Annotated in this window: 13 protein-coding genes; 3 read left to right on the top strand and 10 right to left on the bottom strand. The window is 64.7% G+C overall.

The window, feature by feature from the left end; all coding sequences use genetic code 11:
* Window positions 1–38 precede the first annotated feature (38 nt).
* Window positions 39–704, top strand: coding sequence for a YceH family protein (locus ACTT2I_RS18395; RefSeq protein ID WP_088435330.1), 666 nt, complete (start codon window positions 39–41; stop codon window positions 702–704).
* A 79-nt stretch (window positions 705–783) separates the two neighbouring features.
* Here ACTT2I_RS18395 and ACTT2I_RS18390 read toward each other — a convergent pair whose 3' ends face one another.
* Complete coding sequence (locus ACTT2I_RS18390) at window positions 784–1,320, bottom strand: GNAT family N-acetyltransferase (protein WP_293984987.1); 537 nt, start codon at window positions 1,318–1,320, stop codon at window positions 784–786.
* Window positions 1,321–1,454: 134 nt separating this feature from the next.
* Complete coding sequence (locus ACTT2I_RS18385; RefSeq protein WP_088435328.1) at window positions 1,455–3,431, bottom strand: UvrD-helicase domain-containing protein; 1,977 nt, start codon at window positions 3,429–3,431, stop codon at window positions 1,455–1,457.
* 126 nt (window positions 3,432–3,557) lie between these two features.
* Between ACTT2I_RS18385 and ACTT2I_RS18380 the strand changes: the two genes are divergently transcribed.
* Both ACTT2I_RS18380 and ACTT2I_RS18375 read left to right on the top strand, forming a co-directional pair.
* Window positions 3,558–4,283, top strand: coding sequence for a hypothetical protein (locus tag ACTT2I_RS18380; RefSeq protein ID WP_421100049.1), 726 nt, complete (start codon window positions 3,558–3,560; stop codon window positions 4,281–4,283).
* A gap of 38 nt (window positions 4,284–4,321) precedes the next feature.
* A complete protein-coding gene (locus tag ACTT2I_RS18375; protein WP_088435327.1) occupies window positions 4,322–4,942 on the top strand; it encodes a thymidine kinase in 621 nt (206 codons plus the stop codon).
* Here the strand turns inward: ACTT2I_RS18375 and ACTT2I_RS18370 are convergent, their stop codons facing one another.
* The 8 genes from ACTT2I_RS18370 to ACTT2I_RS18335 form a co-directional block, all read right to left on the bottom strand.
* The gene (locus tag ACTT2I_RS18370; protein WP_421100048.1) at window positions 4,943–6,544 is read right to left on the bottom strand and encodes a glucan biosynthesis protein; all 1,602 of its coding nucleotides are present in this window, start codon (window positions 6,542–6,544) and stop codon (window positions 4,943–4,945) included.
* 91 nt (window positions 6,545–6,635) lie between these two features.
* A complete protein-coding gene (locus tag ACTT2I_RS18365) occupies window positions 6,636–9,467 on the bottom strand; it encodes a serine/threonine-protein kinase (RefSeq protein ID WP_293979380.1) in 2,832 nt (943 codons plus the stop codon).
* A 30-nt stretch (window positions 9,468–9,497) separates the two neighbouring features.
* A complete protein-coding gene (locus tag ACTT2I_RS18360) occupies window positions 9,498–10,061 on the bottom strand; it encodes an ECF-type sigma factor (RefSeq protein WP_088435324.1) in 564 nt (187 codons plus the stop codon).
* Window positions 10,062–10,126: 65 nt separating this feature from the next.
* Window positions 10,127–10,939 carry a bifunctional DNA-formamidopyrimidine glycosylase/DNA-(apurinic or apyrimidinic site) lyase gene (gene mutM / locus ACTT2I_RS18355; protein ID WP_421100047.1) on the bottom strand — a complete coding sequence of 271 codons (813 nt, stop codon included), beginning with the start codon at window positions 10,937–10,939 and terminating at the stop codon, window positions 10,127–10,129.
* A gap of 1,583 nt (window positions 10,940–12,522) precedes the next feature.
* A complete protein-coding gene (locus ACTT2I_RS18350; RefSeq protein ID WP_421100046.1) occupies window positions 12,523–13,368 on the bottom strand; it encodes a hypothetical protein in 846 nt (281 codons plus the stop codon).
* Between the two features lie 310 nt (window positions 13,369–13,678).
* Entirely contained in the window at window positions 13,679–14,101 is a 423-nt protein-coding gene (locus tag ACTT2I_RS18345) for a hypothetical protein (RefSeq protein ID WP_421100045.1), read from the bottom strand.
* Window positions 14,102–14,520: 419 nt separating this feature from the next.
* Window positions 14,521–14,811, bottom strand: a complete 291-nt coding sequence (locus tag ACTT2I_RS18340; protein WP_293979390.1) for a hypothetical protein — start codon at window positions 14,809–14,811, stop codon at window positions 14,521–14,523.
* A gap of 45 nt (window positions 14,812–14,856) precedes the next feature.
* A complete protein-coding gene (locus tag ACTT2I_RS18335) occupies window positions 14,857–15,693 on the bottom strand; it encodes an Imm49 family immunity protein (protein WP_293979392.1) in 837 nt (278 codons plus the stop codon).
* Window positions 15,694–15,696 lie beyond the last annotated feature (3 nt).

Here is a 15,696-nt window from a genome sequence, read left to right as displayed (position 1 = left end):
GCTATGCTGCACGCCCCTGAAACACCCCGGAGCGCCTCATGACCGACGACACCCAGACCCCTGCCCTGCCCGTGCTCAGCGCGGCCCAGGCCCGCGCGTTGGGCTGCCTGATCGAGAAGGAGGCGACCACCCCGGACGCCTACCCGCTGACGGTCAACGCCGCGCAGGTGGCGGCCAACCAGAAGACCGCGCGCGAGCCGGTGATGGCGCTGTCGGCCGGTGACGTGCACCACGCACTGCGCCAGCTGGAGACCCTGGGCCTGGCGCGCCAGCAGTACTCCTCGCGCGCCGAGCGCTACGAGCACCGCGCCGGCGCCGCGCTGGACCTGACCCGCCAGCAGCTGGCGATCCTGGGCCTGTTGCTGCTGCGCGGCCCGCAGACCCTCAACGAACTGCTGACCCGCAGCGAGCGCCTGGTCCGCTTCCAGGACGTGGAGGAACTGCGCCACCACCTGGAGCGCATGATCCAGCGCGGCATGGCGGTGCAGTTGCCGCGCGCCAGTGGCCAGCGCGAAGACCGCTACATGCACCTGCTGGGCGGCCCGGTGGATGTGCAGGCGTTGGCCGAGCAGTACCGGTCGGCGCCGTCCAGCGGCGGCGGCAGTGCCAATCCGGCGCTGGAATCCCGTGTGCAGCAGCTGGAGACCACCGTGGCCGAATTGCAGGAACAGCTGGCGGCGTTGCGCGCGCAGTTGGGCGGGTGAGAGCAGCCGACCAACGGTCGGCTCTACCCCGGGGTGCTGATTGGCTGGCTTGCGAAGCGCAGCCGAGCGACGGTCGGCTTTACCGTTGGGGGGCCGGCGCGCCCGGCGTGGCAAACAGCAGCACCACTTCGTCATGCGGCGGCGGCAGCAGCAGGTCGCCCCGATCCTCCATGCCCAGCTTGCGCAGCAGCGCGGCCGAGCGCAGGTTGTCCGGCGAAACGATGCCGTACAGGTCGGTGTGACCGAGCACATCGCGCGCGTAGTGCATCACCCCGCGCGCAGCTTCGAACGCGTAGCCATGGCCTTCGTACTGCGAGAGCAATGCATAGCCGATATCCGGTGCCGGCAGCCCCGCGCGGCGGACCAGGCCGGCATTGCCCAGCCAGGCGCCGTCGTCGCGGCGCACGATGGCGTACATGCCAAACCCGTTGAGGGTGTAGCTGCCGAGCACGCGCTCGGCGGTGTAGTCGCGTGCCTGTGCCAGGGTGCGTACCCCGCGGTCGGCGATGTTGCGGATGAATCCCGGCTCGTTGAGCAGGGCCAGCATGTCGGCGGCGTCATGATCGGGATCGATCAGGCGCAGGTGCAGGCGGTCGGTCTGGATCACGGCGGACATGCGGGTCACTGCGAAGGGCGATGCCTCGATTGTGCAACGCGCCTCTCGAACACGGTAGAGCCGACCGTTGGTCGGCTGCCGCCTGCCCGGTCGAAGCGCAGCCGACCAACGGTCGGCTCTACCGGGGCGTCGGGTCAGTCGAACAGTGCCTGGATCGCGGCCAGCCCGGCGCTGGCGCGCTCTTTCTTGCGCGCGGCATCGGCAACCGGATCGGCACCGTCGCGCTGCATTTCCTCGGCCGGTATCTCATCGAAGAAGCGGCTGGGCTTGAGCCGCACGTGTTCGCCGAATTTGCGGGTCAGCTTGCTGTAGCTCATCCACAGCTGCACCTTGGCGCGGGTGATGCCCACGTACAGCAGGCGCCGCTCTTCCTGCAGGTTGCCTTCATCCAGGCTGACCTGGTGCGGCAGCACGCCGTCCTCGCAGCCGATGATGAACACGTACGGGAATTCCAGGCCCTTGGAGGCATGCATGGTCATCATCCGCACCTGGTTGCCACCGTCGTCCTTGTCGTTGCGTGAAAGCAACGCCAGCTGCGCGGCCAGATCGGCGGTGGACGCCCCGCGCGGGCCGCCTTCGAACCACTGCGCCAGTTCTTCCAGGTTGCCAAGGCGACGCTGGTAGACGGACTCTTCCTTGCACGAACTGCGCAGGTCCGAGACCAGCCCGGAGTCCTTCACCAGCTTGCGCACCAGATCACCGGAGCTGAGCTTGGGCATCTCCGCGCGCAGATCGCGCAGGATGTCGGTGAAACGGCTCAGGCCATTGGCCGCGCGCGGTGGCAACTGCGAGAGCGCACCGATCGCTTCGGCCGCATGCGCCATCGGCAGATCCTTTTCCGAGGCCAGCTCGGCGAGCTTGGCCAGCGTCCCGGCGCCCACTTCCCGCTTGGGCGACTGCACCGCGCGCATGAACGCCGTATCGTCGTCCGGATTCACCAACAGACGCAGCCAGGACAGCGTGTCCTTGACCTCCTGCCGTTCCAGGAACGCGGTGCCGCCGGTGATGTGATACGGCGCGCGGACCAGCTGCAGCGCTTTTTCCAGCGGCCGCGACTGGAAGTTGCCGCGGAACAGGATGCAGAAATCGCTCCACGGTATCTTCTTGGAGGTCGCCAGGAAGGAGATCTCCGCCGCGACCTTTTCTGCTTCGTGCTCGCTGTTGCGGCACTCCCACACGCGGATGCGCTCGCCGTCGGCCTGGTCGCTCCACAGCTTCTTCAGGTGCTCGTGCGGGTTGTTGGCGATCAGCGCATTGGCCGCGCGCAGCACGCGGTTGGAGCAGCGGTAGTTCTGCTCCAGTTTGATGATTTCCAGCGCGGGGTAATCGCGCGCCATCTGCTGCAGGTTTTCCGGGTTCGCACCGCGCCAGGCGTAGATCGACTGGTCATCGTCGCCCACGCAGGTGAAGTTGCCCTTGCTGCCGGCCAGCTGCTTGAGCAGCCGGTACTGCGCATCGTTGGTGTCCTGGCATTCGTCGACCAGCAGGTAGCCGATGCGCTCGCGCCAGGCCAGCGCGATTTCCGGATTCTCTTCCAGCACCTGCACCGGCAGCCGGATCAGGTCATCGAAATCGACCGCGTTGAACGCGGTCAGGCGCAGCTGGTAGCGCTCGTAGACGCTGGCCGCTTCTTTCTCGCGCGTGCTGCGCGCGGCGGCCATCGCCTGCTCGGGCGAGAGGCCGGCATTCTTGGCGCGCGAGATCAGGTTCTTCACGTCCTCGATGTCATCCGGCTTGGCCCCGTACATCAGGTCCTTGACCTGCGCGGTCGAATCGTCGGCATCGAAGATCGAGAACCCGCGCTTGAGCCCCACCGCGGCATGCTCGATCTGCAGGAACTTCAGGCCCAGCGCATGGAAGGTACAGATCGTCACCTCATCGGCGTCGTCACCACGCAGGCGCTTGGCCACGCGCTCGCGCATTTCCTTGGCCGACTTGTTGGTGAAGGTGATCGCCGCGATCCGCCGCGCCGGGTAGCGCTTGCTGGCGATCAGCTGGCCGATCTTCTCCACGATCACGCGCGTCTTGCCACTGCCCGCGCCCGCAAGCACCAGCAGAGGACCTTCGCAGTGCATCACTGCCGCGTGTTGGGGAGGATTGAGACCGTGCATGCCATCTCCAGGGGAGGGGCATTGTACCGGGCCTGGCTCGCCCCGCATCGACGCCCCATTGCCCGGATTGACGCCGTCGCGGGGGTGGGGTATCCAGTGCGTTGGCCAACGCAGGGGACGCGACGGATGACCGGATTCAGCCAGTGGATGTGGGCAGGGGTGCTGATGACCGGCCTCACGGCGCTGCCCGCGTGGGCCGAGCCGCCAGCCTTCACCGACCCGCGTGGGCAGGAGATCGTGCATACCTCGGCCTTCCTGGCCAGCCACCCGGATCTGCGCTACCGCAAGCTTGCCCAGGAAGCCCTGGCCGATGGACGCCTGGAAGCGGCACGCACCTACTTCCGCTACGGTGCCCGCTACGCCGACAAGCTCTCCCAGGCGGCGCTGGCCGAGATGTGGTGGGAGGGCCGGGGGGGAGAGCAGGACCGGGCGTTGGCCTATGCCTGGATGGACCTGGCCGCCGAGCGCGGTACGGATTTCCTGCTGGCGGTGCGCGAGCGCTACTGGGCCGCCCTGGACCCGGCCGAACAGCACCGTGCGCTGCAGGAAGGCGCCGCGCTCTACAGCGAGTACGGAGATCCGGCGGCCCAGCCAAGGCTGGAGCGTGAACTGCGCAGCGGACTTCGCCAGATCACCGGCAGCCGGACCGGCCGTGCCGGCGCCCGGATGGAGATGGAGGTCCGCATCGCCGGGAATGTGCGCGGCAGAGTGGACCCGGATGTCTTCTACCGGGATGAATTCTGGAGGCCAACCGCGTACTGGCAACGGCAGGCGCGCGAGCTGGAGCATGCCGGGCGAAGTGAGGGAACCATCGCTGTCGGCCTGCCGGTGACGGTACCGACGACGGATTGAACGTCATGTCCGGCCCGCCAAACGGATAAAATCCTGGCATGGCCAAGCTCTATTTCTATTATTCGGCGATGAACGCCGGCAAGACCACGACCCTGCTGCAGTCGGCGCACAACTACCGCGAGCGGGGCATGCGCGTGGCCATCCTGACCCCGCGGCTGGACGACCGCGCCGGGCGCGGTGTGGTCGCCTCGCGGATCGGCCTGAAGGCCGACGGGATTGCCTTCCAGCAGGACACCGACCTGCAGCAGCTGATCGCCGAGGACATCGGCACGCACGGCCCGCTGGGCTGCGTGCTGGTGGATGAGGCGCAGTTCCTGAGCCGCAGCCAGGTCTGGCAGCTCAGCGAAGTGGTCGACCAGATGCGCATCCCGGTGCTCTGCTACGGCCTGCGCACCGATTTCCGCGGCGAACTGTTCGAAGGCAGCCAGTACCTGCTGGCCTGGGCCGACGAGATGCAGGAGATCAAGACGATCTGCCACAGTGGCAAGAAGGCCACGATGACCGTGCGCGTGGACGAACACGGCCACGCGGTGAAGGACGGCCCGCAGGTGGAGATCGGTGGCAACGAGCGCTACGTGTCGGTGAGCCGCGCGGAGTTCAAGAAGATCACGCGCGGTGAGGGCCGCATCGACCCGATGCAGGCCCCATTGCCGCTGTAATCAGTACAACGTGCGTTCCGGCGCACCCTTCGGCGGCGGGCTGTACTGGTACAGCCAGGTCTCGGTAAGGGTCTTGCCGCCACTGCGCAGGTACAGGCGGATATCGATCTGCTCGGTCGAGTCATCCGGTGGCACCACGTCGAACATCGCGCGGTAGCCCTTGATCTCGCGCAGCGGGCGCGCCGAGACGATCTCGGTGCGGCCACGGCTGACCTGGACCACGGCTTCCACTTCGCCCTTGTCGATCAACGCGGCCAGTTCGCCGCCTTCGAAATCGACCGCGAAGCGCCACGAGAAGTACTCGCGCTTCTTGCCGATCACCCCACCCAGGCCGGTACGGCTGGCCACGCAGTGCGCCAGCGGGGTACGCGCCGGCGGCTCCGCGCCCCAGTACAGGCGGTAGCCGAGCAACAGCTCCTGGCCCGGCTGCGGCTTGGCCTCGGGATTCCAGAACGCCACGATGTTGTCGAAGGTCTCATCCACGGTCGGGATTTCAACCAGCTGCACCGAGCCCTTGCCCCACTGCCCTTTCGGTTCCACCCACAGGCAGGGGCGCTTCTCGTAGAAGACGCCGTCGTCCTGGTAGTGGTCGAAATTGCGGTCGCGCTGCAGCAGGCCGAAGCCGCGCGGGTTGTTGTCCACGAACATGTTGAAGCGCAGGTGGTACGGGTTGCACAGCGGGCGCCAGATCCATTCCCCGGCCCCGGTCCACATCGACAGGCCATCGGTATCGTGGATCTCCGGGCGCCAGTCCCAGGCCATGCGGCGGTCGTTCTCGCCCACCTGGTACATGCTGGTGCACGGGGCGATGCCCAGCCGCTCGATCGCCTTGCGCGGGTAAAGCGCGCAGTCGATGTCCATCAGCAGCACGTCACCGTTGGTGATCGCGAAGCGGTAGGCGCCGGTGGTGCTCGGCGAATCCAGCAGGGCGTACACCACCAGGGTGTTGGAGTCGGCCGCCGGCTGTTCCAGGTAGTAGGCGATGAAATCCGGGAATTCCTCGGGTTTGCCCATGCCGGTATCGATCGCCAGGCCGCGCGCGGACTGGCCGTACTGGCCCTCCTTGCCGACCGCGCGGAAATAGCTGGCACCGAGGAACGCGGCGAAATCGCGGTCGGTGTCCTTGCGGGTATTAAGCCGGAAGCCGGCAAAGCCGAGGTCGGCCGGCAGGTGGCTGCCCTTCAGGCCGCTCTTGCCGTAGTCGAAGGCCGCACCGTCATACGCCAGTTCCTGCGCCTTGCCGTCGGTCACGTCGAACATCCGCACCGGCGAATGGAAGTACAGGCCCAGGTGGAAGAACTTGGCCTGGTAGCGCCCGGGCTGGTCGGCCCACAGCGCGTGATCCTGGCGGTACTGGATGGACTGGTACTGGTCCCAGTCCAGCGCTTCGACCGGACCCGGCAGGGTCCGCTTGTGGCTCTGGTAGGCGGCCTGGGACAGCGCGCGGGCCTGCCCCTTCAGCGAGGCGAAATCGAACGGCTGCGGCTCGCCCAGCCGGCGCAGGCCGACCTGGTTGCCCTGCGCGGCACAGGCCGGCAGTGCAGGCAGGCCGAAGGCGGCCAGGGCCACGGAGGCATTGCGGAGGAAGTCGCGTCGTTGCATGCAGGCAGCGATGGCAAGGGAGGGCCGGCCATCATAGGCACGCAGACGTTAATTCGCCGAGGTGAATGGGGGCGGCGTTCAGCCAGCGCGCTCAAGGGCCGGCCGCGACCTGCACGGGCTGGCAGTCCTGGCGCAACCGGTTCACCTCCTGCAGCAACTGCCCGCCCTGCGGCCACTGTGCCTGCAGCTCCTGCTGAAGCTGGCCCAGGCCCTCACGCGCGCGGGCCGGTGCGCTGCTGCAGTCCAGCTGCGCCATGGCCGCACGCGCGCGCCAGCGCACGGCACGGCTGTCCAGGTCGGCTGCGTCGCCCACCAGCAACGGTGCCAGCGCGCGGCGCGCTTCCACGGTCTGCCCCATCCGGCCCAGGTTGCGGCCCCAGGCCAGCTGCAACGCGCGCTGCAGCGCCGGGCTCGAGGGCCCGGCACGGTCGACCCTGCGCATCAGCGCCGCCAGCTGCTCGCCGGCCTGGCGTGGATCGCCATGTGCGCTGATGAGTTCGGCCATCTGCCGATCGGCCTGCTGCACCGATGCGTCGTCGTCGCCGCGCTGCGCGGCCTGCCACTGCCGCCCTTCATGCAGGGCGGCCAGGGCGGCCTGCCAACGACCGGCCTGGGTCAGGGCCGCAGCATAGTCATACAGCCCCTGCGGCAACAGGCCAACACAATCGGGCTGACGCCAGATCGTCACTGCGCGGCCCAGATCGTCGATCGCGGTGGCGCTGTCGCCACGCTCCAGCGCCAACCTGCCCAGCGCATGCCAGGTCAGGCCGGTGTCACGGTGCTGCTCGCCCAGCGCCTGGCGGGTCAGGCGATGCACCTGCTGCAACTGGGTTTGTGCCTGCTGCAGATCACCGCGCTGCAGCGCCAGCAACGCACGCAGGCGACGGATCGACAGGGTCTCCGGGTGATCCGGCCCATACAGCCCCACCGCATCGGCACCGGCGATCTCCAGGGCCCGCTCGGCGGCGTCAAGGTCGCCCTGCGCCGCCAACGTCTCGCCCATGTGCCGGCGCAGCGCGATCAGCTGGGGATGCCGTTGTGTGGCGCCCGCCTGCAGCAGCTGCAGCGCCTGGCGGTAACCGGCCAGTGCCGCGGTCGCGCGGCCATCGTCGCTGTCCAGTGCGGCCAGGTCGGCCAGGCTCTCGGAGGTGCCGGGGGTATCGCGCAGCACATCGCGCCGCAGCACCAGCGCCTGTTCAAAGGCGGCACGCGCGTTGTCGCGGTACCCCAGGAGTTGCTGGCAGCGACCAAGCTGGGTGTGGTACTCGGCCACCGCTGCCGGTAGCCGCAGGCGGTACTCGGCGGCCAGCGACTGCATCGGTGTCAGGTGGGTCACACACTCGCGCGAGCGGCCGAGCATGCGCAGCGCACGGCCGCGCTGGGTCACCGCTTCCAGCTGCAGGGTCGGCGGCACCTCGCCGGCCTCTTCCAGCAGCGCGCGCTGGCGGTCCAGCGTCTGCAGCGCCAGCTGGTAATCGCCCATGCCGATCCGCAACCGGCCGATCACGCCTTCCAACTCGGCCAGTGACAGCGGCTGATCGCGCAGTTCGGCCTCGCCACGTTGCTGACCGGTGGCCAGCAGCTGGCGCAGATCGAAGCTGCCATGGCGCACGCCCGCGGCACGGTCGAACAGGCCCACCGTGAAATCCTGCATGGCCTGCGCACGCGCGATCTCGCGCCGCGCCTGCTGCATCTGCCACAGCGCAGTCAATGCCAGTGCGAGCAGCGCCAGCACCGCCATGCTGCCCAGCGCCACGCCCCAGCGATGCCGGCCCAGATATTTGCGCAGCCGGTAGCCCACGTGCTGCGGGCGGGCGTGGATCGGGCGACCTTCGAGGAAGCGGCGCAGGTCCTGGGCCAGGGCTTCCACCGAGGCGTAGCGCTGCGCAGGTTCCTTCTGCAGGGCCTTGAGCAGGATGGTGTCCAGATCGCCGCGCAGCCGCCGCGAAAGACGCCTGGCCGCCCCGGCCTGGTCGCCACCGGCGGCGGCCACACGGGCCATCACGGCCGAGGCGCGCGGTGCCTGCACGTCCAGGATCGAGCGCTCCCACTCTGCATCGCTGTGCCGGCGCAGGCGATACGGCTTCTGCCCGGTGATCACCTCGAACAGCACCACGCCCAGGGAATAGACATCGGTCAGCGTGGAGACCGGCTCGCCGCGGACCTGCTCCGGCGCGGCGTAGTGAAGCGTGAACGCCCGCGCTTCGGTGGGGGGATGCACGGGCGGTTTGCCCTCGTCATCGTCGAGCAGCTTGGCGATGCCGAAGTCCAGCAGTTTCACCTCGCCCTCGGCGGTGACCAGGATGTTGGAGGGCTTGAGGTCGCGGTGCACGATCAGGTTGGCATGCGCATGGCTGACCACCGCGCAGACCTGCAGCATCAGCTGCAGGCGCCGCTCCAGCGGCAGCGCCAGGCGCTGGCAGTGCTCGGTGATCGGCTCGCCTTCCACGTAGGCCAGCGCAAGGTAAGGCTGCCCCTGCAGATCCACGCCGGCATCCAGCAGATGGGCCAGGTTCGGGTGCTGCAGCCGCGCCAGAATCTCGCGTTCGCGGCTGAAGCGCTGGCGCAGGCCGGGATCGGCATAGCCGCTGCGCAGCAGCTTCAGCGCGACCTGGCGCTCGTACAGGCCATCGGCGCGCTCGGCCAGCCAGACCTCGCCCATCCCGCCCTCGCCGAGGGGCCGAAGCAAGCGGTACGGGCCGACCCGCGTACCCACCCGGCTGTCTTCCGGCGCGGCGGTCCACAGCGGCTGGGCCAGGAACTCGTGGCTGTCGCGCTCATGCGCGAGCAGGCGCTCCACATCGTCGGCCAGGCCCGCATCTTCCTCACGCAGGCGCAGCAGCCGCTGCTCACGCGCCAGTTCGGGCAGTTCCAGCAATTGATCCAGCAGGCAGGACAACTGCCGCCAGCGTGACGCCTCCATCGGTCCTCTCCCCGGACGATGCGTGGCCTTTCAGGGCTCCCCGACCGAAGCCAGCAGGAACATGCGCGCCTTCTGCCAGTCGCGGCGGATGCTGCGCTCCGAGCGTTGGCACAGGTCCGCAATCTCCTGCTCGGACAGGCCGGCGAAGTACCGCAGTTCCACTACCTTGGCCAGGTGCGCATCCACCGCATGCAACTGCGCCAGCGCTACATCCAGCGCCAGCAGATCTTCATCCAGACGCACGCCGCTGCTGCTGTTCTCGGGCAGCTCCACCCGCTTGAGATCACCGCCGCGTTTGCGCGCCAGCCGGTTGCGCGCGTAATCGACCACCACGCTGCGCATCGCCGAGGCGGCGTAGGCGAAGAAGTGGGCGCGGTCTTCGAAGCGGGCCGCGCCCCGGGAGCCGAGCAGCTTCAGGTAGGACTCGTGCACCAGCGAGGTGGCATCCAGGGTGCGCCCCTGCTGCCCGGCAAGCTGCCGGCGGGCCATGCTGTGCAGCTCGTGATAGAGCAGGGTCAGGACCCGGTCGAGCGCGGCGCGGTCGCCCGCCCGGGCCGAATCCAGCCACACGGTGATATCCGGTCCTTCGTCCATCGCACACCCCCGCCGGTGACGTTGGGCGGACTATACCGCCGGGCAGGCGACAGGCGCGCGACGATTCAGCGCTGGCAATGCCCGCACCAGACGCTGGCGCGCTGGCCGATGATGGCGTGGCGGAGCAGCCGGCCACACTGGCGGCAGGGCTCGCCTTCACGCCCGTAGACCAGCAACTCCTGCTCGAAGTAGCCCGGCGCCCCGTCCGGATTGATGAAATCGCGCAGGGTGGTGCCGCCGCGGGTGATGGCATAGGCCAGGATCTGTTTCACCGCATCGGCCAGGCGCTGGTAGCGCGCGCGGGAGATCTTGCCGGCCTCGCGCAGCGGGTTGATCCCAGCCATGAACAGGCTTTCGGCGGCATAGATGTTGCCCACCCCGACCACGATGCCCTGGTCCATGAGGAAGGTCTTCACCGACGCGCTGCGACCGCGGCTGCGGGCGAACAGATAGTCGCCGTCGAACGCCTCATCCAGCGGCTCGGGCCCCAGCGCTGCCAGCAGCTCATGGGTTTCCCCGGCCGGCTGCCAGAGCAGGCTGCCGAAGCGGCGCGGGTCGTTGAAGCGCAGCAACCGCCCATTGTCCAGGCTGATGTCGACGTGGTCGTGCGCGCGCACCGGGGTGTCGCCGGGCAGCACGCGCAGGCTGCCGGACATGCCCAGGTGCAGCAGCGCGCTGCCGATGGCGGTATCGAGCAGCAGGTACTTGGCGCGGCGGCGCACGCCCTGGATGGCCTGCCCGGGGAGCAGCGTGCTGATCTCGTCGGGAATAGGCCAGCGCAGGTCGGGGCGGCGGAGGATCACGCCGTGGATGCTGCGGCCTTCCAGGTGGGGGGCCAGGCCGCGACGGGTGGTTTCGACTTCGGGGAGCTCGGGCATGGGAGGGATTCTAAGGCAAGCCCTCCAAGGGCTGCATGACGTACCAGGACATGATTCCACTTAGCTCAACGACGAACTCCGTGTGGATGGAGCCGGAGCTTCTGGCTCATCTGTGATGCTGAACAGTTCCCGACGATACAAGGTCTTCAGCTTAATCCTTTTCGCTGAGAACACGTCAAAGCTTCGATCCAGATCCTCCAGACTCGCGGTGACCTGCACCAGGTATCCATTTTCGTACTCATCGACAATGAAGCCCTCCGCCTTCATCGCATCCCGGTCGCCCTCTTCTGAGAACTCGTCGCCAAAATAAGTTGCCCACGCAAGGTTGTGCAGCTAAGGAGCAAGCGAAGCTCCGAACGACCCTGTTTCAAATGACGACCATGCGCCCCGTCGCCCAGTTTCGCGCGGAGTGAACAGATGGAGCATTCCAATCTGGGGCGGAAAGATCCGGACAAGCTCACTGAACAGCATTCCCCAGTCGACTCGGGAGTTCCACGGGGCGGAGATGCTGACACTCGCGGGGACCACCTTCCCTGCATGGGTATAGATTCGGTGCCGCACGTAGCCACTCGACCTTACCACCCTGTTCCGCCGCCAGGCGAACGAAATGGTGCTTCAAAGCTCCGGCCCTGCGATTTGACGGTAGCCATCGCTGCCCACGTTCCAACGATTCATCCCCAAGGACGTCATCCTTGAACTTGTCCGGGTTGAAAGAAACCTGTTCCGGAGTCATGCCGTGACTTTCGAGGAGCGCGACCAGTGCCCGACCTCGCTCCAGCTCGGTAGTGTTGACACGAGTTCTGATGGATATTTGCACGGACTTCTTCATCAATACTCCGTGGGAATTCCGGTTTTTTGGTCGTACCGATAGACCTTTCCGCCCGTTGCCTCGATGGCGGCCTTCCTGGCAGCGTAGACAGATCCATGCTGCCGAGCCGTTTCACGCGTCAACGTGGACGCACTACGACCGAGGCCGCAAAGCGCCTCCATAAGACCATCAATTACTGGACCTACATCCCCAAGAGCATAATCAACTTCATCGCCAACAAATGAGAGCATCCATCCGGCTGGGGTGTCCGAACTTATAGGCATCTGGAATGATTTACGATCCTGGACGACAACACGTGAGCCTGCCACTATCCCCTGAGGTTTTGAATTTCCCCGCTCGACACAATACCTAGAAAGCTCCTCCAGCCATGTCTTGGCCGCAGACACCATGAGTAGACGATTAGCGTCGCTCTTGGGCTGGAAGTAGAGATAGCTATCTAGGCTGGAAGAATCGAGAACATTCTTAGTTCTCTGATACAGCGTTGCCCGGACGGAATTCCAGCAAAGACAGATAGTAGCTGTTTTTCATTAAGCTGATTCTTAAACAGCCCAAGGAAGTGCGACTTTTCAAAGTCACGCTTTCCTTCTGAAAACAGGATCCCGTCTTTTAGCAAATCGTTCATCTAGGGATTGAGGCCCGGTGTTTCGCGCTGCCCTTTTCGCGCCAGCCGCCCCCCCCAAGCGCCTTTTCAAGATCGTTAAATTAATCGGTCATGTTGCGCAGCACTATATCTGCCCCAAGCGCGCTCCCGCAATCACGTGCGTCCTACCGGCATCGAGTCGTCAGATTGCGCCATGAACGCAAACGTATCCTCGTACTTCGGCAGCGGCGCAATGGGCAGCCACTCCTTCGGCACGTATGGAGATGACACCTGCACCCGGTGACCGTGAAGCCATGCAATCTTTGCGTAGACAATAGCGAACGTGCATATAAATGGCCCGGTGGTACCGCTTTCCTCTTCCTGCCGACGCTTCATCAGCTTTGGCTCGACCAACTCGTCCAGGGAGGCTTCCATGCGGGCGACGTCCCCTTCCGCTAGCGCCATGTGAAAGCGAGAGTCAGCTTGGTAACTTCCAAGCTTGGCAGGCACATCCCCCAGAAATACCTCGCAGCGCGGGACCAAAGTCTCCCAATCACCACGCAACGCCAGCAGGGTGTTGTAGTGGTAGTACTCATTCATTTTTGGATTGTTACGCCGCTTCCCAGATAGCGAGCCACTTCCAGACGTAAATGGATAGTCGAAACGCGAGAACCACTCGACGAGGTCCACGTTGTCGGAAAGCAAAGGCGTCAGATACATGGGCGTCCGGCAGTCTTTTGCTGGACGCTCCTGAAACAGGATGTGCCTGATCTTTGCTGCAACGTACGACCACTGCTTCATCCCTTCCAGGTCTTGACCCTCGAACCACGAGAGCATCGCCTTAGCGATCGCATACATGTGCAGACGCTCTTTGCAGGCGTACGGGTCACCGGTATTTGTCTCGATGAAACGAAGACAGGATTCCGAGTCAAAGAACTGGCCCGGCTGCATCCGATGGCGCAGCAGCTCAATCGCGCCTCTTATGTCACTGAGGTAGTCAGCGCTCTTCACGTTCGTCATCACCGACTTTCATTAACCGAGACCGCCTCTCTAGTTGTCCTGTCTACCGTCGGCGAGTACTTGACTCTCGCGATTGCTCGAAACCACGAGCCTCGCACCAAACCCGAGCTGTTTGGAGCACTGGGAATGAACGTCAGCCGGAACCCAAAATCTGTACTATTCGACGGTTACGGCGCATTCAATCTTCCGGCGCAGGCACGAAGGTCAGAAGCCGAGCCCCATGCCGAGTCACTACTTCACTCATTGCCAGCCACCATGTTCGCGAAATAATTTTCAACCATCAACCTCACCAAGAAGTACTAACTCATCCTCAGCGAACACAGGTCGAGCACCATTGCGCCAGATGGTATAGACAGGGCGCGAAGGTCAGGGGTAGCTCAATCATCGCCTCGATGACGTACCAACACAGATAGTATTCGCCCGCAATCCCATACAGTGCTTCCATCAGCGCATCGATCAACGGATCGACATCTCCAAGAGCGAAGTCCACTTCATCGCCTATGAATGCAAGCATCCATCCCGCTGGCGAGTCTGGGTCTCTTGGAAGCTGAAAAGATCGCCGGTCGCGTATAACGATGCGCGCTCCTTCCGCTATGCCTTGAAGTCTTGCATTTCCTCGGTCGCTGCAGAATGCAGCGGGCTTTTCCAACCCCGCCCTGGCGGCTGATAGCAGAAGCACGGGATCAACGGGGATTTTTGGTTGGAAGTAGAGGTAGCCATCCAATTTTGACACAACGAGCACTTCCTCCGCCCTACGGTGCAGCTCCGTACCCGTTGGGCCGTCACTGAAGATGGAGCGCAGCTGATCTTGATCAAGCTCATTTTTGAATAATCAAAGTAAGTGCGACTTGTCAAATTCGCGCAAAACCCTTGGAGAACATTAGCCAATCATTGAGTAGGTCGTTCATCCAGGTCTTTTCGGGTAGCGCTGGAAGCAGGTTGGGGTCGATTTTCAGGCGGAACGTCCCAGTTGAGCATGGATTCGAGGAGGTCCACCAGCCGCTGCACATCCTCGGCCAACCCGGGCGTCAGTGGCAGCGGTGCAGGATCGATGGGCCCAGTCGGGCACTCGTCGTCCCAATAGGCAAAGCTCCCGTAGTCCGCCGTGACCTTGAGCTTGATCGGGGCCGTGACCCTTGGCCACCTCGCGCGTCATTTCGCCGGATTGCAGGTGTAAGGGCCCTCCGAGCGCAGCTCTTCACCCGTCTGCAGGTCCTTGATGTGCACCACCGCACCAGGGTGGGCCGCACATAGCGCATTGCGCGCCGTGTAGATGCGGCTTCCATCGGCGGTCATGCGCAGGTTGGAAGACAGCTCACGCCCCTCTGCATCGGTGGCCGATACGACGTACGTACCGGAAAGCGTCACGCAGCCGGAGAGACTACAGATGACCAGGGCAATGACAAGAACACTGCGACTGCGACCCGAGCGGATGACTGACATCTGTTGCTCCTTGGTAGAGGCGCATTGGCCTCACGATCAAGTTCATCAGGTGCGTGCTACGGGTATCGAGTCGTCAGATTTCGCCATGAACGCAAACACATCTTCGTACTTCGGTAGCGGCGCGATGGGCAGCCACTCCTTCGGAACGAATGGCGAGTCAACGTTGACCTGGAATCCATGCCGCCAAGCGATTTTTGCGTAGACGATGGCAAACGTGCAGATCAAGTGTTGGCTGTAGCCGCTCTCCTCGCGTTGACGACGCCGCATCAGCTTCGGTTCGACGAGCTCGGCCAGCGCCGACTCCATCCCACCCACATCGCCCTCCGTCAGCGAAAGGTGGAAACGGCTATCTGCCTGATACGCCGCCTGTTTTGCCGGGACGTCGCTGAGGAATTCGCGGCAGCGCTCTGCGAGCGGCTTCCAGTCGCCGCGAAGTGCCAGCCACGTGTTGTAGTGGTAGTACTCATCCATCCGGGGATTGTTGAGGCGAGTAGAAGCAGGGCTGCCACTCTCCAACGAGAATGGATAGGCGAATTTGCCGAACCAATCGATGAGAGATGGCTCGTTGGAGAGCAGTGGCATCAGGTACACCGGAGTGAAGTACACGCCCTTCGGGTCATGTTGGTACGTGATGCGCTTCAACTTGCCCGATACGTACGCCCACTGCTTAAGCCCATTGATATCTCCGCCTTCAAACCATGCCAGCAGGGCTCTCACCATTGCGTATTCGTGCAGCAGCGCCTTACAGATGTAGGGATCACCGGTGCCCTTCTCGATGTGTGCAATGTACGCATCAGCGTCGAGGCCAATGTTGGGATCAAGAAACAGCTTTAGACGCTCGATTCCGGCTTCGAAGCTCGCCATATTGTTGTCATCTTTCATTAT

Origin of the sequence: Stenotrophomonas sp. PUT21 (assembly GCF_052232875.1) — a bacterium.
GTDB classification, from domain to species: Bacteria; Pseudomonadota; Gammaproteobacteria; order Xanthomonadales; family Xanthomonadaceae; genus Stenotrophomonas; species Stenotrophomonas maltophilia_N.
The sequence above is the reverse complement of the archived record's forward strand: the minus strand, read 5'-3'. Positions and strand labels throughout refer to the sequence as shown.